This is a genomic window from Neptunicella marina (assembly GCF_014270035.1).
Classification (GTDB): Bacteria; Pseudomonadota; Gammaproteobacteria; order Enterobacterales; family Alteromonadaceae; genus Neptunicella; species Neptunicella marina.
The window spans coordinates 1-20,423 of the sequence record NZ_JACNEP010000003.1 but is presented as its reverse complement, the minus strand read 5'-3'; the positions used below and the strand labels follow the sequence as shown (position 1 = coordinate 20,423).

Annotated in this window: 22 protein-coding genes; 7 read left to right on the top strand and 15 right to left on the bottom strand. The window is 43.3% G+C overall.

Annotated features, from left to right (window positions below; translation table 11 throughout):
* Nucleotides 1–8: 8 nt before the first annotated feature.
* Entirely contained in the window at nucleotides 9–2,468 is a 2,460-nt protein-coding gene (gene hrpB, locus H8B19_RS04640) for an ATP-dependent helicase HrpB (protein WP_186505629.1), read from the bottom strand.
* 89 nt (nucleotides 2,469–2,557) lie between these two features.
* Between hrpB and thpR the strand changes: the two genes are divergently transcribed.
* Nucleotides 2,558–3,073, top strand: a complete 516-nt coding sequence (gene thpR / locus H8B19_RS04635; RefSeq protein WP_186505628.1) for an RNA 2',3'-cyclic phosphodiesterase — start codon at nucleotides 2,558–2,560, stop codon at nucleotides 3,071–3,073.
* On the opposite strand, the gene H8B19_RS04630 is transcribed toward thpR, so the two are convergent.
* The gene (locus tag H8B19_RS04630; protein WP_186505627.1) at nucleotides 3,070–4,749 is read right to left on the bottom strand and encodes a methyl-accepting chemotaxis protein; all 1,680 of its coding nucleotides are present in this window, start codon (nucleotides 4,747–4,749) and stop codon (nucleotides 3,070–3,072) included. The genes thpR and H8B19_RS04630 overlap by 4 nt on opposite strands.
* Before the next feature lie 429 nt (nucleotides 4,750–5,178).
* Between H8B19_RS04630 and purU the strand changes: the two genes are divergently transcribed.
* A complete protein-coding gene (gene purU, locus H8B19_RS04625) occupies nucleotides 5,179–6,033 on the top strand; it encodes a formyltetrahydrofolate deformylase (protein ID WP_186505626.1) in 855 nt (284 codons plus the stop codon).
* 13 nt (nucleotides 6,034–6,046) lie between these two features.
* On the opposite strand, the gene H8B19_RS04620 is transcribed toward purU, so the two are convergent.
* The 12 genes from H8B19_RS04620 to rpsJ all read right to left on the bottom strand — a co-directional run bounded on the left by H8B19_RS04620 (nucleotide 6,047) and on the right by rpsJ (nucleotide 11,833).
* The gene (locus tag H8B19_RS04620) at nucleotides 6,047–6,616 is read right to left on the bottom strand and encodes a hypothetical protein (RefSeq protein ID WP_186505625.1); all 570 of its coding nucleotides are present in this window, start codon (nucleotides 6,614–6,616) and stop codon (nucleotides 6,047–6,049) included.
* 271 nt (nucleotides 6,617–6,887) lie between these two features.
* Complete coding sequence (gene rpsQ, locus H8B19_RS04615) at nucleotides 6,888–7,148, bottom strand: 30S ribosomal protein S17 (RefSeq protein WP_186505624.1); 261 nt, start codon at nucleotides 7,146–7,148, stop codon at nucleotides 6,888–6,890.
* The gene (rpmC, locus tag H8B19_RS04610; RefSeq protein WP_186505623.1) at nucleotides 7,148–7,339 is read right to left on the bottom strand and encodes a 50S ribosomal protein L29; all 192 of its coding nucleotides are present in this window, start codon (nucleotides 7,337–7,339) and stop codon (nucleotides 7,148–7,150) included. Before rpmC ends, rpsQ begins: the two co-directional genes overlap by 1 nt.
* Nucleotides 7,339–7,752: a 50S ribosomal protein L16 gene (gene rplP, locus H8B19_RS04605; protein WP_186505622.1), complete on the bottom strand. Its 414-nt coding sequence runs from the start codon at nucleotides 7,750–7,752 to the stop codon at nucleotides 7,339–7,341. The genes rpmC and rplP overlap by 1 nt, the downstream gene beginning before the upstream one ends.
* 3 nt (nucleotides 7,753–7,755) lie before the next feature.
* The gene (gene rpsC / locus H8B19_RS04600) at nucleotides 7,756–8,460 is read right to left on the bottom strand and encodes a 30S ribosomal protein S3 (RefSeq protein WP_186505621.1); all 705 of its coding nucleotides are present in this window, start codon (nucleotides 8,458–8,460) and stop codon (nucleotides 7,756–7,758) included.
* Between the two features lie 9 nt (nucleotides 8,461–8,469).
* A complete protein-coding gene (rplV, locus tag H8B19_RS04595) occupies nucleotides 8,470–8,802 on the bottom strand; it encodes a 50S ribosomal protein L22 (protein ID WP_186505620.1) in 333 nt (110 codons plus the stop codon).
* A gap of 11 nt (nucleotides 8,803–8,813) precedes the next feature.
* The gene (gene rpsS, locus H8B19_RS04590; RefSeq protein ID WP_186505619.1) at nucleotides 8,814–9,092 is read right to left on the bottom strand and encodes a 30S ribosomal protein S19; all 279 of its coding nucleotides are present in this window, start codon (nucleotides 9,090–9,092) and stop codon (nucleotides 8,814–8,816) included.
* A gap of 15 nt (nucleotides 9,093–9,107) precedes the next feature.
* On the bottom strand, nucleotides 9,108–9,932 hold the full coding sequence (gene rplB, locus H8B19_RS04585; protein WP_186505618.1) for a 50S ribosomal protein L2: 825 nt from the start codon (nucleotides 9,930–9,932) through the stop codon (nucleotides 9,108–9,110).
* A 15-nt stretch (nucleotides 9,933–9,947) separates the two neighbouring features.
* Entirely contained in the window at nucleotides 9,948–10,247 is a 300-nt protein-coding gene (gene rplW, locus H8B19_RS04580) for a 50S ribosomal protein L23 (protein WP_186505617.1), read from the bottom strand.
* The gene (gene rplD, locus H8B19_RS04575) at nucleotides 10,244–10,849 is read right to left on the bottom strand and encodes a 50S ribosomal protein L4 (protein ID WP_186505616.1); all 606 of its coding nucleotides are present in this window, start codon (nucleotides 10,847–10,849) and stop codon (nucleotides 10,244–10,246) included. The genes rplW and rplD overlap by 4 nt, the downstream gene beginning before the upstream one ends.
* Nucleotides 10,850–10,866: 17 nt before the next feature.
* Nucleotides 10,867–11,505 carry a 50S ribosomal protein L3 gene (rplC, locus tag H8B19_RS04570; protein ID WP_186505615.1) on the bottom strand — a complete coding sequence of 213 codons (639 nt, stop codon included), beginning with the start codon at nucleotides 11,503–11,505 and terminating at the stop codon, nucleotides 10,867–10,869.
* 16 nt (nucleotides 11,506–11,521) lie between these two features.
* Nucleotides 11,522–11,833, bottom strand: a complete 312-nt coding sequence (gene rpsJ, locus H8B19_RS04565; RefSeq protein WP_010179497.1) for a 30S ribosomal protein S10 — start codon at nucleotides 11,831–11,833, stop codon at nucleotides 11,522–11,524.
* Between the two features lie 299 nt (nucleotides 11,834–12,132).
* Here rpsJ and H8B19_RS04560 point away from each other — a divergent pair, with 299 nt between their 5' ends.
* The 4 genes from H8B19_RS04560 to H8B19_RS04545 all read left to right on the top strand — a co-directional run bounded on the left by H8B19_RS04560 (nucleotide 12,133) and on the right by H8B19_RS04545 (nucleotide 18,602).
* Nucleotides 12,133–14,355, top strand: a complete 2,223-nt coding sequence (locus H8B19_RS04560; RefSeq protein ID WP_186505614.1) for an ATPase, T2SS/T4P/T4SS family — start codon at nucleotides 12,133–12,135, stop codon at nucleotides 14,353–14,355.
* A 144-nt stretch (nucleotides 14,356–14,499) separates the two neighbouring features.
* Nucleotides 14,500–15,351, top strand: a complete 852-nt coding sequence (locus tag H8B19_RS04555) for a mechanosensitive ion channel family protein (protein ID WP_241737485.1) — start codon at nucleotides 14,500–14,502, stop codon at nucleotides 15,349–15,351.
* A 227-nt stretch (nucleotides 15,352–15,578) separates the two neighbouring features.
* Nucleotides 15,579–17,663: an elongation factor G gene (fusA, locus tag H8B19_RS04550; RefSeq protein ID WP_186505613.1), complete on the top strand. Its 2,085-nt coding sequence runs from the start codon at nucleotides 15,579–15,581 to the stop codon at nucleotides 17,661–17,663.
* Nucleotides 17,664–17,831: 168 nt separating this feature from the next.
* On the top strand, nucleotides 17,832–18,602 hold the full coding sequence (locus H8B19_RS04545; RefSeq protein ID WP_186505612.1) for a hypothetical protein: 771 nt from the start codon (nucleotides 17,832–17,834) through the stop codon (nucleotides 18,600–18,602).
* A 53-nt stretch (nucleotides 18,603–18,655) separates the two neighbouring features.
* Here H8B19_RS04545 and H8B19_RS04540 read toward each other — a convergent pair whose 3' ends face one another.
* Nucleotides 18,656–19,708 (bottom strand): aldo/keto reductase, encoded by a 1,053-nt coding sequence (locus H8B19_RS04540; protein ID WP_186505611.1) that lies wholly within the window; start codon nucleotides 19,706–19,708, stop codon nucleotides 18,656–18,658.
* 135 nt (nucleotides 19,709–19,843) lie between these two features.
* On the opposite strand from H8B19_RS04540, the gene H8B19_RS04535 reads away from it, so the two are divergent.
* Nucleotides 19,844–20,305, top strand: coding sequence for a YciI family protein (locus tag H8B19_RS04535; RefSeq protein WP_186505610.1), 462 nt, complete (start codon nucleotides 19,844–19,846; stop codon nucleotides 20,303–20,305).
* The last annotated feature ends 118 nt before the right edge of the window (nucleotides 20,306–20,423 follow it).

Genomic DNA, 20,423 nt, shown 5'->3' with positions numbered 1-20,423 from the left:
AAGCCGTGTTAATCACGGCTTTTTTGTGCCTGCATGTGTTTTTTGGTTTTAGTAGTTGGTTCCGCAATCGCAGGGTTATCCGGCCAATAATGCTTAGGATAACGCCCCTTCATCTCTTTTTTTACTTCCTGATAACAGCCCTGCCAGAACCCGGCTAAATCTGCGGTTTTTTGCAACGGACGTCTAGCCGGTGACAATAACTCTACAATAACTTTTTTACGGCCCTGAGCAATGCTGGGGGACTCAAGTAAACCAAAAAACTGCTGCATACGAGCGGAGATAGTCACATCCCCGTTTGCCGAGTAATCCACTGTGGCGTTCTCGCCTGTGGGCAATGCCAGTTTTTCAGGATAATGTTGCTGCAAATGCTGTTGTTGCTGCCAGTCGAGGCGTTGCAATAGCAGCGAATAAAAGTCTACATTACCCAACTGTTTGGCCGACGTGTATTGCTGTATGTAAGGCAACAACCATAACGCTTTTTCTGCCAGCAGTGTTTGTTCATCAAAGTCAGGCCATTCCAATGCAGGCTCACATTGCTGGGCGATGGCGAGTCGGCGAATTAATTGCTGGCAACGTTCGGATAAAGGCAAAAATCCCAGCCCTTGTTTCTCCAAAACAGCATGCCAGATATCAGCGCATTGGCTTTGGCTGGGTGCTTTAATCTGCGCACTGCCCAGTTTCAATTTGCCAAAATAAGCTTGTTCGCTGGCAATAATTTGTTGTTTGTCCGCAACCCACTCACATTGCTGGCGTGTATCAATAAGCGTTGAAAAGTGCAGTTGAAACTGATGAATATCCAGTGGTTCAGCCAGATAAATATCAGCATCGGATTTTTTCTCATGCCAGCCGGCTTTTACCACCACCAGATACGGATGTTTGGTTAATGGATCCTGCTCATTTAGCGCCGCGCCACAGCCGTTGGCAAGCAAGTAACTTTGTGCTCTGCGTTGTTGTGCAATCCAATGAGGAAATGCCAAACATAGCAATAAAGCGACAGCATCTAAGTTCCAGTCAGTAATAGAGATGTTTTGACGTGCATGCCACTGATGTATTTCTTTCCAAAGCGGATGCTGACGATTTTGCTGCAATTGATACAACAGACCAGATACGGTGCCATGTTGATTACTTGCTCTGTCACGCGATTCAACTATTGCGGCGATGGCGCACGCCAGACTGTGAGCTTGTTCTCCCATCGCTTTTGACTGATGTAACATATTTGCCAGCGTCGGATGGCTGGATGTTTGCTGCAAAGTGCGACCATGGCTGGTTACTCTTCCTTGTTGATCCAGCGCAGAGAGTTGGCTTAACCACTGCGTTGCGTGTGAAAGCTGCGCAGCAGTTGGCTGAGTTAACAAACTTAAATCATCTATTGGTGTGCCCCACACCAGGGACTCTAACAAAAAAGGACTGAGATCCTGAGTAAGGATATCGGGCGTTGAATCTTTCGCTAACCGGCTATGGCTTTCTTTTTCCCATAATCGAATACACACACCGGCAGATAAACGTCCGGCGCGCCCGGCTCGCTGCGTAGCAGAAGCCTGTGAAATACGCACAGTTTTGAGCTGCGTCATGCCTTTGTTTAAATCAAAACTGGCGTGTTTTTCCAGACCGGAGTCTATTACCAGCTTAATGCCTTCAATGGTGAGACTGGTTTCCGCTATGTTGGTAGCTAAAATAATTTTACGATGTTGGGCAGGTTTAAGCGCAGCCTGTTGTTGAGCTTTATTCAACTCACCGTATAACTGATGCACATCGGCATTGATACCAACAGAAAGTAAGTGCTCAGCACAACGCTGAATATCGGCTTTACCCGGTAAAAAAACTAAAATATCACCACTGTTATTATTTACTGATTGCACACAAAGCTGTGCCACTTTATCTGCTAATTTTTGTGATGTACCTAATGGCGAGTACTGAATATCTACCGGATAACTGCGCCCTTCACATTCAAGGCATTCTGCATCTGGCATAAACTGTTGCAGCGCTTGCACATCGAGAGTCGCAGACATAATAAGCAGGCGTAAATCGTCTCTTAGCGCCTGTTTGACATCAAGACACAAGGCCAGAGAAAAGTCGGAGAAAATATTACGTTCATGAAATTCATCGAAAATAACTAAGCTTACTGAACTCAGTTCAGGATCGTGTTGCAGTTGTCGCAGCAGGACACCCTCGGTCACTATTTCTAAGCGAGTTTGTGCACTCACCTTTTGCTCACCACGCACACGATAACCTACCGTTTGCCCGACGGATTCACCTAGTTGCTCAGCCAGGTACATAGCGATATTTCTCACCGCAATGCGCCTTGGTTGTAACATGATGATTTTACTTGTTTTATATTGTGGCAGCGTGAGTAAATGCAATGGCAGACAGGTGGATTTGCCGGCACCGGGTGGCGCAGTTAGGATCACGTCCTGATGTTGCAATGCCTCTGTAAGAGGCTCAAAAAGCTGTTGTACCGGAAGAGACACCTGTTACCTGTCCAGACAAAAATGCGAATGCGCTATGGTAGCAGTTGGTGGATATAATGTTGAGTAAGCGATATGCACAGGAGACGATTATGCGTTGTTTTATTGGTCTGGAGCCGGATGCCAAAAGCAAAATGGCAATCGATAACTGGCGACAACATGCGTTGCCTGCGATTGAAGGCAAAGTGCCTGCGGCCAATTTTCATATCACGCTGGCGTTCCTTGGTCAGTTAAACCATTCGCAACTTGAGCAATTACAAACAACATTGGAACAAGCCACAGCACTACCAGCCTGTTCCATACAACTTAATACACTGGGTTATTTCGCTAAACCCAAAGTGTTATTTGTCGGAACAGACGAAATACAACCTGAATTGATGCAACTTGCGACATCGGTTACATCGCTGACACAGCAAGCTGGCTTACAGTTAAGACATCAAACTTATGTACCACACGTGACCTTATACAGGAAATGCCCGTCCAATCCACCTGCCGCGTTATTTTCTCCAGACATTGAATTGCAGTTCACGCAATTCCACCTGTATGAATCTGTTTCTTCGTCGGGTGGAGTACGTTATCCGATCATAAATAGCTGGTCGTTGTACTAACCTGTTTTAAAGGCTCCTACAATATTCTGTAATTCTGACGCCATACGATTTAGCTCATCCGTTGCCGTTGCGGTTTCCTCAGCACCTTGTGTATTTTGATGTGACAGCTCATTAAGTTTTATGATGTTAGTGTTAATTTCTTCAGCAACGGGGCCTTGTTGTGTTGCCGCACTGGCAATTTGATCTGCATTCAGATTGATCTTTTCTACTGCACTGGAAATGGTGTGTAATGCATGCCTAGTATCCTGTGACAAAGATACGGCTTTTTCTGCCTCACGCTGACTGTCCTGCATGACTTTAACTGCCATCATAGAACGTTGTTGTAATTGTTCTATCATGCTGTTTATTTCATCGGTTGAAGTCTGGGTGCGTCCAGCGAGCGTCCTGACTTCATCAGCAACAACGGCAAAACCACGTCCTTGTTCACCCGCTCGCGCGGCTTCAATTGCCGCATTTAACGCCAGTAAATTAGTTTGGTCGGCAATACCTTTGATCACATCCAACACGCTATTTATGGTATCGGACTGCTGTTCCACTTCCGAAATAGTAGTGGCCGATACTTCCACTTGTTTAGCCAGACGATTTATTTGTTCAATCGCATTAACAACAATGTCACTACTTTGTTTTGTCGCCTTGGTTGCTTCAAATGCAGCGGTGGCTGTTTGATTCACATTCACGGCAACTTGCTGCGCGGTAGCAGACATTTGTGTGATAGCCGATGCAATCTGTTCCGTTTCCTGATGCTGAATATCGATATTTTTACTGGTATCTCTTGTCACCTGACTCATTTGTTCAGCTGAAACCGATAATTGTTCGGTGGTATTACTAATTCTATCAAGCATATCCAGCAATCGACGACGCATACTATTCATAGCCTGCTGTAATTCGCCAATTTCATCGCTGGCATTCACCTCAATGTCTTTAGTTAAGTCGCCTGATGCAGTAGTAATCGTCTGACGAATTGCCATTACTATTTTGTTGGCAATGAAATAACTCATTGCAAACCCGATAAGTAAACTCAGCAAAACAAGAGCGATCATAAAATAAACTGAGTGCTGTTCCCGAGCCTGAGCTGCCTCTACCCGGCTAAAAGTAAAATGTTCGAGATTTTCCAGTACAGCTTCTAATTGCAAGTCAATTTGTCCTGAAATGCCTTCCAGTTCGGTAATTCCTGTCTCAGCGCTGGCGACAGCCCCTGTTTTATAAGCATTAATCACCTGCGCAGCCTGTTGATTAAATTGTTTACGCAATTTAATGAAATATTGCAAACCAGTATCAATCCCACGGTATTCAGTAGTATCGGATACTTCGCCGTGCATTGATTGGGTAATTAAATGCTGAATTTCATTTATCAGTGGTTCTATTTGTTGGTTGCGTTGGGCAAACTGAGATAATGCGGTATCGAATGCCTTGTCCTGTTGCACCATCGACTGACGCAGAGCGCCATAATGAGCAACTCTTTCGAACTCAATGTTCACTGCAAGCTGCTGCATTGTCAGTTGTGTGAAACGCTCTGTTATTTTAATATCTTTTTGTGCGACATTTTTAAGTTCATTTCCAATAGTCCCCATAGCCCATAAGGCATAAAAGGAACTGGTTATAAGAAGCGAGTTAATTAGCACAGAAATGCCCATGATTTTGCCACGCAACGATAACCTGCTGTATATAGAGTTCATCCCGGTCCTTTTTAATACATCGGAAGATTAGTGATAATTCAGACTAGCGAAGAAAGTAAGTGCAGATAGTGGGAATAATGATGTGAGCAATATTGAATAAACCTCACAAAGTCAGCAACCAGTATTATTATTTTTATTCCTTGTTATCCTGATGAATAGTCCGTTGTTACTTATTAAATCAGCATCTTTATTATCAGAATAACCCTCATGTTACTCACGGTTATTTTTTGTTCAAAACTAGCGAGGCAATTATCCCCTAACCTGAAGCGTAGCCAAGTTAAAAACGCGTAAAATTTCAGGTCAGAAATTCAGCACTTTAAGCAGTGTTATAACAAAAAAGGTGGCTTTATAGCGTTGTAGCTATTGGCTCTCCAGCCAAGAATAGTTAGTCTGTTATCCAATATAATTCAGGTAGTTAAGAGATAAAAAATGCAACAAACATTACGTTTGGTTATAGATTGCCCCGATCAGGTGGGTTTAGTTGCGGCAGTCAGTGTATTTTTAGCTGAAAATGACGCAACTATTGTCGAGGCTAGCCATCATACCGATCAACAGACCAGACGCTTTTTTATGCGCCATGAAATCCAGGCTGATTCTTTTAAATTAAATAAACAGGATTTTGCCAACGCTTTTGCACCAATAGCCAGTCAGTTTCAGATGAACTGGCGATTGACCGATTCAGCCGACAAACCGCGTATGGCATTGTTAGCCAGTCATGAGTCACATTGTCTGATGGATGTGCTGCATCGCTGGCACAGTGGCGAGCTTGATTGCGAAATACCCTGTATTATTGCCAACCATGCCAAGATGAAGCAATTTGCAGACTGGTATGCCATCCCGTTTCACTTTGTTGATTTTAAGAATCAGTCAAAGCAGCAGGCATTTGCTGAAATTGAAAGATTGCTGGAAAACTACCAGATTGATTTAACCGTGCTCGCACGTTTTATGCAGATTCTACCCGATACTTTATGCGAAAAATTATCAGGCCGCGCGATTAATATTCACCACAGCTTTTTACCGTCCTTTGCTGGTGCTAAACCTTACCAACAGGCTTATGACCGCGGAGTAAAATTAATTGGTGCCACCTGTCACTACGTCACCAAAGATCTTGATGAAGGGCCGATTATCGAGCAACAGGTTATCCGTATTACTCATAGTGACAGTGCTGATGATATGGTCAGAAAAGGTAAGGATTGTGAAAAAACGGCATTATCAAATGGTTTACGCTACCACTTACAAGACAGAGTGATTATTCATCACAATAAAACCGTAGTCTTTGCCTGACACACATATTTTGCTAGAAACGTAATTGATATTTTAGCCGTAGAGCATTTTCACCAAATGTTTCATGCTGGCTTAAGGGTGAAAAATCGTGTGCATTAATACGATAGCGGCTAATCGATAAATTCAGTCTGTGATCGTCGCTATAGTGAAACTGCAGGTTTGCTGACCATGCTCGCTGATTTTCGATATCAACTTGCCGCTCCTGAGTGAACGACATCTCGCCTTTAAGCAGCCGTTGATAGCCAATACCAAATAGTAATTTAGGAGAGAGCTGCACCGCAGGCATAACCTGATAGGTATATAAATCAAATTTCTGCTTACAGACGCCAGATTGTAAATCCCTGCGATCTACTTTTATTTGAGTTTGTATAAACCAGTCTTTTCCAAAAAATTTTTCATAACGCATTTCAGCATGATGCTCTTTATAACCATCGACACTGAAGTCCTGTCGCTCATAATGAAAGCCACTTTTTTTCGCTTTATCGTTAGCAATGTCTTGCAGATTATTGTGCCAGAATAGCTCTTCAGCCTGGCATAAAGCGGGCAGAAAAATCAAAACAGAAATAATTGCTGCTTTCATCATCTTCCTCCAAAGTGGGTGTGTTCAAAGAATAGAGGAATTAATCCGGTAGTTGTGTATAAACGCACATACCCAGATATCGACAAGATTACCTAAAAGCTTTATCTGTTTGTTTTTGAGGTAAATATTTTTTTGGTCTAACTGACAGGGAAATCAAGGACAGATCATTACTGGTAGTATGACATAATTCAAATAACAATCCGTTGCTCAATAAAATTAAAGGATCAAAAAAGGCGCTACAAGAGCGCCTTTTTAATTTAGCAAAAGTCTAAAATTAGATAATTTTAGCTTTAACCACAACGTCTACCAGTGTCCAGGACTTAGTCTTAGAGATAGGGCGACATTCACGTAAAGTGACGGTATCGCCTTCGTTGCACTGATTAGTTTCGTCGTGAGCGTGTAATTTAGTGGTACGTGTAATGTACTTCCCATAGATAGGATGTTTTACACGACGCTCAATGGCAACAACGATGGACTTGTCCATTTTGTTGCTAATTACACGACCTTGTACTGTGCGAACATTTTGTTCAGTCATTATGCATCTGCCTTCTGAGTCAAAATGGTTTTAACGCGAGCAATATTACGACGCACCTTTTTGATCTGATCAGTTTTTTCTAACTGACCAGTGCTGTGTTGCATACGCAAGTTGAACTGTTCGCGCAGCAGGTTTAACAGCTCTGCATTCAGCTCTTCTACGCTTTTATCTTTCAGCTCTGTCGCTTTCATTACATCACCGTCCGAGTTACAAAGGTTGTTTTAAATGGCAATTTAGCCGCTGCCAGTTCAAACGCTTCGCGAGCCAATGATTCTGGAACACCTTCCATTTCATATAAAACACGACCTGGTTGAATCTGACATACCCAGTACTCAACGTTACCTTTACCTTTACCTTGACGCACTTCAAGAGGCTTCTCAGTAATTGGTTTGTCAGGGAAAACTCGAATCCAAATTTTACCCTGACGTTTAACGTGACGAGTCATGGCACGACGAGCCGCTTCGATTTGGCGAGCCGTCATACGACCACGACCAACAGCTTTTAAGCCGAAAGTACCGAAGCTAACTTTACCACCCGCAATTGCAGTACCGCGGTTGCGGCCTTTATGCATTTTGCGGAATTTCATACGCTTAGGTTGTAACATGCCTTAGCCCCCTTGCTTCGCAGCGCGGCCTTTTTTCTTCTTAGGTGCCGGAGCAGCTGGCTGCTCGTGGGTAGGTAAACCACCTAACACTTCACCTTTGAAGATCCAAACCTTAACGCCGATAATACCGTAAGTGGTATTGGCTTCTGAGGTTGCATAGTCGATGTCAGCACGGAAAGTGTGTAGTGGTACACGACCTTCACGATACCATTCGCTACGGGCAATCTCAGCACCGCCCAAACGGCCACTTACTTCAACTTTGATACCTTGAGCACCAATGCGCATTGCATTTTGTACTGCGCGCTTCATAGCACGACGGAACATAACACGACGCTCTAATTGGCTGGCAATGCTGTCAGCAACCAACTGACCATCTAACTCAGGTTTACGTACTTCAGAAATATTAATCTGAGCTGGAACACCAGCCAGATTAGAAACGTGCTTACGCAGTTTTTCTACGTCTTCACCTTTCTTACCGATAACCACACCAGGACGCGCAGTGTGAATAGTCACACGGATGCTCTTGGCAGGACGCTCGATAACAATTTTAGATACTGAAGCAGCTTTCAATTCTTTAGTTAAGAACTGACGTACCTGATGATCATTAAACAGGTTATCTGCATAGTCTTTAGTATTAGCGTACCAGGTAGATGTCCATGGTTTGCTGATACCCAGGCGTATACCTGTAGGATGTACCTTCTGTCCCATAATCTACTCCTAGTTATCAGCCACAACGACTGTGATGTGACTGCTACGCTTAAAGATACGATCTGCACGGCCTTTGGCACGTGGCTTAATACGCTTCATAGTTGGACCTTCGTCTACGAAGATCTTAGCAACTTTCAGCTCATCGATATCAGCGCCTTCGTTGTGCTCAGCGTTAGCAATCGCAGATTCCAGAACCTTTTTAACCAGTTCGGCTGCTTTTTTCTGACTGTAAGTCAGAACTTCTAATGCTTTCTCAACGTGTAAACCGCGAATTTGATCCGCAACCAAGCGAGCCTTTTGAGCCGACGTGCGGGCAAAGCGATGTTTAGCTAATGCTTCCATTTTCCTACCCCTTATCGTTTCTTGGCTTTCTTATCCGCGATATGACCGCGGTAAGTACGCGTTGGCGCAAATTCGCCCAATTTATGACCGATCATTTCGTCAGTAACGAATACTGGAACGTGTTGACGGCCGTTGTGGACTGCAATGGTCAACCCAATCATATCAGGGATGATCATAGAACGACGTGACCAGGTTTTAATTGGTTTTTTGTCGTTATTTTCCACCGCAGTCTCTACCTTCTTCAGCAAGTGCAGGTCAATAAATGGACCTTTCTTGAGAGAACGTGGCATGGTGAATCCTCGCTATTACTTATTACGACGGCGTACGATGAACTTATCGGTACGCTTGTTCTTACGGGTTTTAGCACCTTTAGTCGGTTTACCCCATGGAGATACTGGATGACGGCCACCAGACGTACGACCTTCACCACCACCATGTGGGTGATCAACCGGGTTCATTGCTACACCGCGAACTGTTGGACGAATACCTCTCCAACGGTTTGCACCCGCTTTACCTAATGAACGCAACATATGCTCTGCGTTACCGATTTCACCGATTGTCGCACGACAATCAGATTGAACTTTACGTACTTCACCAGAACGCAGACGGATAGTTACATACGCACCGTCACGTGCAAGAATTTGAACGTAAGCACCGGCAGAACGTGCGATCTGTGCACCTTTACCTGGCTTCATTTCAACAGCGTGTACAGTTGTACCTACTGGAATGTTGCGCATTGGTAAAGTATTACCAGCTTTGATAGGTGCATCAGAACCTGAAATCACCTGATCGCCAGCTTTAACACCTTTTGGTGCCAGGATGTAACGACGCTCACCATCTGCATACAATACTAAAGCAATGTTTGCAGAGCGGTTTGGATCGTATTCCAAACGTTCAATTTTGGCAGGAATACCATCTTTGTTACGTTTGAAGTCAATGATACGGTAGTGTTGTTTATGACCACCACCTACATGACGTACAGTAATACGACCTTGGTTGTTACGACCACCAGACTTGCTGTTTTTTTCCAACAAAGGCGCATAAGGAGCACCTTTATGCAAATCCGGGTTAACCACCTGAACTACGTGGCGACGACCCGGAGAAGTTGGCTTAGCTTTCATTAATGCCATGTCAATTTACTCCTGTTACTCAGCGCCACCGGCGAAGTCGATGTCTTGGCCTTCTTTAAGCACAACGTAAGCCTTTTTCCAGTCATTACGTTTACCAATACGCATACCTGTACGCTTAGTTTTACCTTTCACGTTTACGGTACGCACACAATCAACTTCAACTTCAAACAGTTTTTCAACTGCTTGTTTGATTTCGTTTTTGTTTGCGTCTTTCAAAACTTTGAAGACAACAGTGTTGCTTTCCGCAGCCAGAGTCGTTTTCTCAGAAACGTGTGGTGCTACAACCACTTTTAACAGACGTTCTTCACTGATCATGCTAACGTCTCCTCTAATTGCTTCACTGCATCAGCAGTCATCAATACTTTTTCGAAAGCGATCAAACTTACTGGGTCAATACCCGCAACATCACGTACATCAACTTTGTACAGGTTACGTGCAGATAAGAACAAGTTTTCGTCAACTTCAGAAGTTACGATTAATACGTCGTTCAATTCCAGTTCGTTTAATTTAGCAACCAATTCTTTGGTTTTTGGTGCTTCAACTGCAAACTTCTCAACAACAACCAAGCGTTCCTGACGTACCAATTCAGACAGGATGCTTTTGATCGCACCACGGTACATCTTTTTGTTAACTTTTTGGCTGTGATCTTGATTTTTCGCAGCAAATGTAACACCACCAGAACGCCAGATTGGGCTACGGATTGTGCCAGCACGGGCACGACCAGTTCCCTTTTGACGCCATGGCTTTTTACCGCCACCGCTTACTTCAGAACGTGTTTTTTGAGCACGGGTACCTTGACGGGCGCCTGCGCCAAAAGCGACAACTACCTGATGTACCAATGCTTCGTTAAACTCACGTCCAAAAGTAGCTTCGGATACTTCAAGAGCGCCTTTAGCGTCTTTCAATACTAATTCCATCACCGATCTCCCGAACGTTAAGCTTTAACTGCAGGTTTAACGATAACATCGCCACCTGTTGCGCCTGGAACTGCACCTCTGATCAACAGTAGGTTGCGTTCAGCGTCAACACGTACGACTTCCAAAGACTGCACAGTTACGCGCTCGGCACCCAAGTGGCCTGCCATTTTTTTGCCTTTGAAAACACGACCCGGAGTTTGGTTTTGACCAATTGAACCCGGAGCACGGTGTGATAATGAGTTACCGTGTGAATTACGTTGGTGACTAAAGTTCCAACGTTTGATTGCACCTGCAAAACCTTTACCTTTAGAAGTACCGATTACGTCAACTTTCTTAGTTTCAGCAAAAACTTCAACAGTGATTTCACTGCCAACTTCAATGCCTTCACCTTCATTGCCGTCTAAACGGAACTCCCACAAACCACGGCCAGCTTCCACACCAGCTTTAGCAAAATGACCTGCTTCAGCTTTGTTTACGCGGTTAGCTTTTTTAGTGCCAGCGGTCACTTGTAGCGCGCGATACCCATCGGTGTCTTCAGTACGTAACTGAGTAACACGGTTTGGGGTCGCTTCGATAACAGTCACTGGGATTGATACGCCATCTTCAGTGAAGATGCGAGTCATTCCCACTTTACGACCGATTAGACCAATCGCCATTGTTAAAACCCTCTAATTAGCCCAGGCTGATTTGAACATCAACACCGGCAGCCAGATCTAGTCTCATCAGTGCATCTACTGTTTTATCAGTAGGTTCAATGATATCAACCAGACGCTTATGAGTGCGAATTTCATACTGATCACGTGCGTCTTTATTCACGTGGGGGGAAATCAACACCGTATAACGCTCTTTGCGTGTAGGAAGTGGAATTGGACCACTTACTTGCGCACCAGTGCGTTTGGCCGTTTCAACGATTTCAGCCGTAGACTGATCGATCAACTTGTGATCAAACGCTTTCAAACGAATACGAATTCTTTGATTTGGCATCGACCAAGCTCCAATCGAAAGAACAAAAATATACACCCACCGCCTTCCATCTATTGGGAGGGGGGATGCGTGAATAATTACTAGCCCCAAATCGGGACCCTGTTAATTAAATTGTGCCTAAATCAGACAACAATTGCTGCTGCCATTGCTGACAGCGGACGCGAATTATACAGAAGCTGTACAGCGATGCAACAATAAATATGATTAATTGATGATTAAGTGGTACAACACTTAATACTGCGGCTATGGCTTAGCTATAGTATGATATTAAATATTAAGTACATGATTTGACGGATAATATGCTAGATACGCCACGTACCGAATTAGAACTTGAGAAAATTAATCGACTCCTTGATTCCCATTCAACGTTGATGGATGCCTATCAACAACTTGAATCGATTATCTTAGGTTTGTTTGATGCAGAGCGGATGAGTATTTTTCAACGTCGTCGTCAGAGTCAGGACTTATCCGCGCGTTTTAAAACCGGTAGCGAAACACGTGAAATAAAAGTGCCTATCAGCCCACAGTCCATTGCCGGTTATGTTGCGTTGGCACAACTGCCATTACTAATTGCCAATCCATATAACAGTGAAGAGCTTAGCAGTATTCACCCCCGCTTGCGCTTCGAAGACAAGTTCGACAAATCAAGCTCCTTTACCACGCGTAATATTCTATGCGTGCCAATATTAAATTCAGGGGTACTGCTTGGAGTATTACAGGTCATCAATAAACGTAAAGGTGATTTCTCCGATAGCGATCTACAAATTGCGCAGGATCTGGCAAAAATTATCGGTAATAAGTTTCGTTATGAACTTGGGGGTACTCAACAACCTTTCCAGTTTTTAGTGCACAATAATTTAATATCAGATAGCGAATTAAAAAAAGTAACAGAGTCCAGTAAAGACAACCGTCAGTTAATTCAACGACTGGTATCCGAACAACGTATATCTGAAGACCAAATCGGTCAGGCGCTATCGATCCATTATCAGGTCCCCTTTTTAACCTTTAATCCGGACAAATATCACCTTTACCAAAGTGACAGTAAACTCAACAGCTCCTATTTAAAGCGCAATTTAGTAGCAGTCATAGCCGATGTATCTGATAACCCTATTGTTTTAATGTCGGAACCTAATAATGCCGCGTTATTGATGGAAATTGAAAGCGCGCTGGGTATTGAGAGTTACGAGATTTGCGTTGCCCTGCCTAATGCGGTTTTACAATATTTAGGGGAAGGCGGAGGGGGTGGCTCTGCGCCCGGCGCCATGGATGACATTCTTGACGAAATAGGCACAAGTTCAGAAGTTCAGGATGACAGTCAGGAAGAAATGTCGGACGATGCACCAGCTGTTGTGCGTTTAGTTAGCCGCATTCTGCATGATGCTAAACGCTTAAACGCATCCGATATTCATGTTGATCCGGAAAAAAATGGGCCGACACGTGTAAGAATGAGAGTTGATGGAGTCTGTCGCGACATTACCCAGGTTCCAGCGTCACACCATAGTGCCGTCATTGCGCGTATTAAGATCATGTCCAACCTTAATATTGCGGAAAAACGTGTACCGCAGGATGGAAAAATCGCTGTACGTATGTCGGGTCAATTAGTTGAAGTACGGGTAGCTACCATTCCTACAGTAGCAGGCGAAGGTGTGGTGATGCGGATATTAGCGTCTGGCGGTGCCATGCCAATGGAGAAAATGAACTTATCTCCACGCAATATGGCCATGCTCAAAGAAATGATTAAAAAACCGCATGGCATTATATTAGTAGTAGGCCCAACTGGCTCAGGTAAAACCACAACCTTGCATGCTGTGCTAGGTGACTTAAATACCGCTGATAAGAAGATCTGGACCGCAGAAGATCCTGTGGAAATTACTCAGCCCGGCTTACAACAGGTTCAGGTTAACGCCAAAATAGGTTTTACCTTCGCCAACGCTCTACGCGCTTTTTTACGTGCTGACCCGGATATTATTTTAATTGGTGAAATGCGCGACAAAGAAACCGCACAAGCTGGTATCGAAGCATCCTTAACCGGTCACTTGGTATTGTCTACTCTGCACACCAATTCAGCGCCTGAAACCATTACCCGTTTACTTGACTTAGGTCTTGATCCGGTTAACTTTTCCGATGCCTGCGTTGGTATACTGGCGCAACGCCTGATCAGAACGATTTGCCCTAACTGTAAAGAACCACATGTTCCCAGTGAAGACGATATCGCTTTTATAAAGCGTCAGTACGGGCAGGAATTTCTCGATGAAATTAATCTGGATGATATACAGCTATATCATGGAAAAGGCTGTGATGAGTGTGGTGATACCGGCTATAAAGGCAGAACCGGTGTACATGAACTGCTGACTATGACCCCCGGGCTGCGTTCGTTAGTATATAAGGAAGCTTCGGTACATGACATGAAAGCACAAGCAATGACCGATGGTATGAGAACCCTAACTCAGGACGGTATATATAAAGTCTTAAAAGGTGATACCGATATTGCTCAATTACAAATCATTAGTGGTGCCGAATAATATCTAACCTTTTAAAATTAAAACTAATTTTTCGGATTGATTGGACAAAGTAATACAAGTGTTTACCATATCGCGCTTGTTTAATCTCAATGTACTGCTAAATAAAGGTATTACCCACAACCTGAGGCGTTACACTGCAACATCATGAATTCGGTGGTATCCATGCTTGCGCAACTTTCACAATACAAACTGTTGGTTTCACTGGCAGTGCTTCTTCTGTTTATTCTGCTGAAATACGCTACAGTCCAACTGATTAAACGCAACGCGAAAAAGAAAGGTAAAGATAAGCGCGACCTGGTTAATACCATCAAAAATCTTCTCAACTTCCTGATCATTATTGTTGTACTCAACCTGTGGGCAGATGAATTACAAAAATTTGCGTTCTCTATTGCTGCCTTTATGGTTGCCATTGTGCTCGCGACCCGTGAATTTATTCAGTGTCTGCTTGGCTTTATTTATCTTGCTTCAACACGCCCTTTTCGAGTGGGTGACTGGATCCAAATTGGCGATCATTGCGGAGAAGTAACTGCAACCGACTGGACCAAATTAACCATTCTTGAAGTGGACATGGAAACCTATAATTTTTCCGGTAAAACACTAATATTACCTAATAGTCTGTTAATCAATCAGCCAATAAAAAATCTAAATTATCTCAAACGATACGTCTCGCATCATTTTGTCATTACGCGGGATATGAGTGTGAACCCATACAATTTTATTGACGAGCTCACTCAAAAGGCGGCTGAACACTGTCAACATTTCCACGACGTGGCCATTCGTTACAGCCAGATTATTGAAAAACGACTTGAAGTGAGTATCCCAGGTCCGGAAGCTCACATTTATATTAGTACCAGCAATCTTGGTGATACTTGCACCGAATTCACCATTTTCTGTCCGACAGAACAAGCACTGGAAATAGAACAAAAGATTACTCAGGACTTTTTTAATCTGTGGTTTACTGAAAAAGCCAGACTTGAAACCGCTAAAAGCGAATAAATTTTCACCAACATAGTATTCAAGGCTATCAATGTGATTTGTGACTCTCTATACTGCGCGTGATTTTAGAATAGCGCGCAGTGAAGAAAGCGATTTATAAGCGTAATCCTCCCTGTAATTCAAAATTTTTAATAATTTGGTTAATTTTTAGTAAGGAAAAACAGTACCGAAACTTTTTTTCCTGTATACTATCGCGCAATTTTTCATCCTGACAATTGAGTGAAGCAATGACAGACTTATCTCTCTATCGAAATATCGGTATTTTCGCGCACGTAGATGCGGGGAAAACCACAACAACAGAACGTATTCTGAAACTGACTGGTAAAATCCATAAAACGGGCGAAGTACATGACGGTGAATCAACAACCGACTTCATGGAACAGGAAGCTGAGCGTGGCATTACAATCCAGTCTGCAGCAGTAAGCTGTTTCTGGAAAGACCACCGTTTTAACGTTATAGACACCCCTGGACACGTTGACTTTACAGTTGAAGTATATCGTTCACTGAAAGTTCTTGACGGTGGTATTGGTGTATTCTGTGGTTCTGGTGGTGTTGAGCCTCAGTCAGAAACCAACTGGCGTTATGCGAACGACTCTGAAGTAGCTCGTGTAATCTTCGTAAACAAACTGGACCGTATGGGTGCTGATTTCTACCGTGTTGTTAACCAGATCAAAAACGTTCTGGGTGCAACGCCATTGGTAATGACTTTGCCAATCGGTATCGAAGACGACTTCGTTGGTGTTGTTGATGTATTAACGAAACAAGCTTACGTTTGGGATGACACTGGTCTGCCAGAAAATTATGAGATCCAGGACGTACCTGCAGACATGGTAGACAAAGTAAATGAATACCATGAAATGCTGGTTGAAACCGCAGTAGAGCAAGACGACGACCTGATGATGGCTTACATGGACGGTGAAGAACCTTCTATTGAAGACCTGAAACGTTGTATCCGTGAAGGTACTCGTAAGTTAGATTTCTTCCCAACTTACTGTGGTTCTGCATTCAAAAACAAAGGTGTTCAATTAGTTCTTGATGCCGTTGTTGATTACTTACCTGATCCAACAGAAGTTGATCCTCAGCCTCTGACTGATGAAGAAGGTAACGAAACTGGCGAGCACGCTTTAGTTTCTGCTGATGAGCCATTACGCGCACTTGCGTTCAAAATCATGGATGACCGTTTTGGCGCCCTGACTTTCGTACGTATTTATTCTGGTAAACTGAACAAGGGTGACACCATCCTTAACTCAGCAACCGGTAAAACTGAACGTGTTGGCCGCATGGTAGAAATGCAAGCCGATGAGCGTAACGAATTAAACTCTGCACAAGCGGGTGACATCATCGCTATCGTAGGTATGAAGAACGTGCAAACTGGTCACACTTTATGTGATCCTAAGCACCCTTGTACGCTTGAAGCCATGGTATTCCCAGAGCCAGTAATCTCTATCGCAGTTGCGCCTAAAGACAAAGGTGCATCTGAGAAAATGGGTATTGCTATCGGTAAAATGGTGGCAGAAGATCCATCTTTCCGCGTTGAAACTGATGAAGATTCAGGTGAAACCATTCTTAAAGGTATGGGTGAATTACACCTGGATATCAAAGTAGACATCTTGAAGCGTACTTACGGTGTTGAACTGGTTGTTGGTCAGCCTCAGGTTGCTTACCGTGAAACTATCACTCAATCAGTTGAAGATTCTTATACCCATAAGAAACAATCAGGTGGTTCTGGTCAGTACGGTAAAATTGATTATCGCATCCGTCCTGGTGAACCAGGTTCTGGCTTCAAGTTTACGTCTACAGTTGTGGGCGGTAACGTACCTAAAGAATTCTTCCCAGCCATTGAAAAAGGTTTCAAAGGCATGATGGAACAAGGAACTTTAGCTGGCTTCCCAGTGTTAGACGTTGAAGTTGAACTGTACGACGGTGCTTACCACGCAGTTGACTCATCTGCTATCGCGTTCGAAATCGCTGCTAAAGGCGCTTTCCGTCAGTCTATTCCTAAGTGTTCTCCGCAGCTGATTGAACCTATTATGAAAGTTGACGTATTCACTCCGGAAGATCATGTTGGTGACGTAATCGGTGATTTAAACCGTCGTCGCGGTATGATTAAAGACCAGGAAGCTGGTGTTACTGGTGTACGTATTAAAGCAGACGTTCCACTGTCTGAAATGTTCGGTTATATCGGACACTTACGTACTATGACGTCTGGCCGTGGTCAGTTCTCTATGGAGTTCTCACACTACATGCCATGCCCTGCTAACGTTTCAGAATCTGTTATTGCAGCAGAAAAAGAGCGCCAGGCTAAAAAATAAATTTGATTAACCAGTCAAATAATAAAGGCCCGGTTTCGTAAGAACCGGGCCTTTTTATTTTCTGCAATATATTTTCTACAGGTGCGTTCATTTCTGATGTGTTTGGTAATATGATAAGTTGATGTAATCAGGCACTTTCATCTAATAAAGCAGTAATAAAGGAAACCCATGTCCGATTTTGATGACAATACACCAAGGATCTTTCTCGATAAGGAAGACAAAGAAGCTTATCAACGTCAGCGTAATCAACAAAAAATCCCTAAAACCAATGTTGAAACACCGAGCACGGATAAACCCGTAAAAGGCCGTAATACCTTTTTAGGTGTGTTTACCTTTTTATTAGTTCTCGGTGCAGGTGGTGCCTGTAGCTGGTTATGGCAACAAAGCGAAAAATTAAAGATTGATCTACTCGATTCCAATAACCGCATCATGGAGCTGGAGAAAAAGCTTTCCGCCACCGGTGAAGAAATGGGTGAATCGACCATTGCATTGCAAACCAAAGTAAAACAACTGATTGAAAAAACAGAAGAACTTTGGGGACAAATGGACAAACTGTGGGCCTCGGCATGGCGGAGGAATCAGGCTGATATCGCAGATTTATCCAAAGAAATAAAACAAGTGTCACAACCCATCAGCGAATTGAAAAAACGTGCAGATGGCCTTGAGTCTGACTTAGGGTTAAATAACACCAGCATTGCCGCATTGCAGGAGCAGTTGACTAACCTTAAAACTGCGCAGGATATCGTAAAACGAGAACTGGAGCAGGCATTGCAGGCACAAAGCCGTAATGACAAACACATTAGTGATGTAAATGGCAAACTAACTAATGCCATTCTCAATAATCAAACCATGGCTAATCGTTTAAACAAGCTGGAAACTGAGCTTAAGCGCTTGTCACAATCCTCTTCCGCCCCCGTGGCCAGTTCCACCCCACAGTAATAACAAATAAGGGGCGTTAAGCCCCTTTCTCTTTTTAAAATCAAAAACATTAATTAAAAAGGCACCGGATATTGCTGCATAATGCGCATGATACCTGCCTGCAACTCGTCACTTAATTCAATATTAAATGCAGTGATATCTTCATTAAGTTGTTCGATAGTCGTCGCACCGATAATAGTTGAACTCACGCCATCCACCTGTTTCACCCAGGCCAGTGCTAACTGTGAAGGTGTAATATTATGTTGTTTGGCTAAGTCTACATAGGCCTGAGTAGCCTGACGTGAATAAGGTGTATCCCGGAATAATCCATTGCGTTGCACTAAAGTCCAGCGACTTCCAGCAGGGCGTTGACCATCTGCGTATTTCCCACTCAGAGCACCTGCAGCAAGAGGAGACCATGGCAAATATGCCACTTCCTCATGAATGCAGTTTTCAATTAAATAAGGCCAGTCTTTGGTGTGTAACAGGTTAAACTCATTTTGAATCGACACCGGTCGCGGCAGAGATTGCTCTTCACTTAACTTAAGATACTGATTAATGCCCCAGGGGGTTTCGTTAGATAAGCCCCAATGACGAATTTTGCCTTGTTTGATGCACTCATCAATGGCTTTTAATATTTCAGCCATTTGCAGGCTTTGTTCTGCACTTTCGGCATCACTTAGTTTGTAAAATCCTGGCCAGTGTTTACCAAAGTGCGGACTCGTTCGATTAGGCCAGTGGATCTGATACAAATCGATATAGTCGGTATTAAGACGCTTTAATGAATCATCGACCGCTGAAATTAAATCAGCACCGTTTACAGGTCGGCCATCACGAATATAACTAAGGCCGGGACCAGCAATTTTTGTTGCAAGTACTATATCTTGTCGTTTATCTGAATTGGCTTTTAACCAGTTACCTATGATGATCTCGGTTTTACCATAAGAGTCAGCATTGGGTGGTACCGAGTACATTTCAGCGGTATCAAAAAAATTGATTCCAGCTTCCAGTGCCACTGCCATTTGATCATTCGCATCCTGCTGGGTGTTTTGCGTTCCCCATGTCATGGTTCCCAGACAGATATTAGATACATCCAGTCCACTACTACCCAGTTTTACATATTGCATTGATTTACCTTAATGATTACTTAGTCGTTAATTCAGCAGACAATCGACAAAAACATAACGAATTGCTATACCTTGGGGCACATGCAGTGTATTACAAGTTAATGCCTGTGACTAAAACCGGAGAATTGAAGAATTATGTTCAAATTTGCCAATTACCTGCTCATTTTACTGTCTCTGACATTTTTCAATGCCTATGCTGAGCACACTTATAATCAACAACTTGCCGAACAGTTAGGCGCGGATCAATATGGCATGAAATCATATGTCTTGGTGATTCTGGTCACAGGTTCGCAGGACGATAAAATCACCGACCCGCAGCAGCGTGAAGCATTGTTTAAAGGTCATTTTGCTAACATGAGCAAGTTAGCTGAGAACAGTAAATTAGTGCTAGCGGGACCTCTTATGGATGCGAAACCTAAACGGGGTATTTTCATTCTCAATACCGCATCGATAGATGATGCTCGTGAAATGGTAGAAGCAGATCCCGCAGTTAAAGCCGGTATATTTAACTATGAGTTATTTAATTACTATGGCTCAGCCGCGTTAATGAAAATAAATGACATACATAAAACAATCCAGAAAACATCAATTGAATAATAAAAGGGATGGCTAAGCCATCCCTTTTATTATTCATCGGCTGTCTTGTCCTGAAATGTGTTTACACATTTAGGATTTATTATGACAACAGCAGATAAACAACGAGTTAAACGTACAC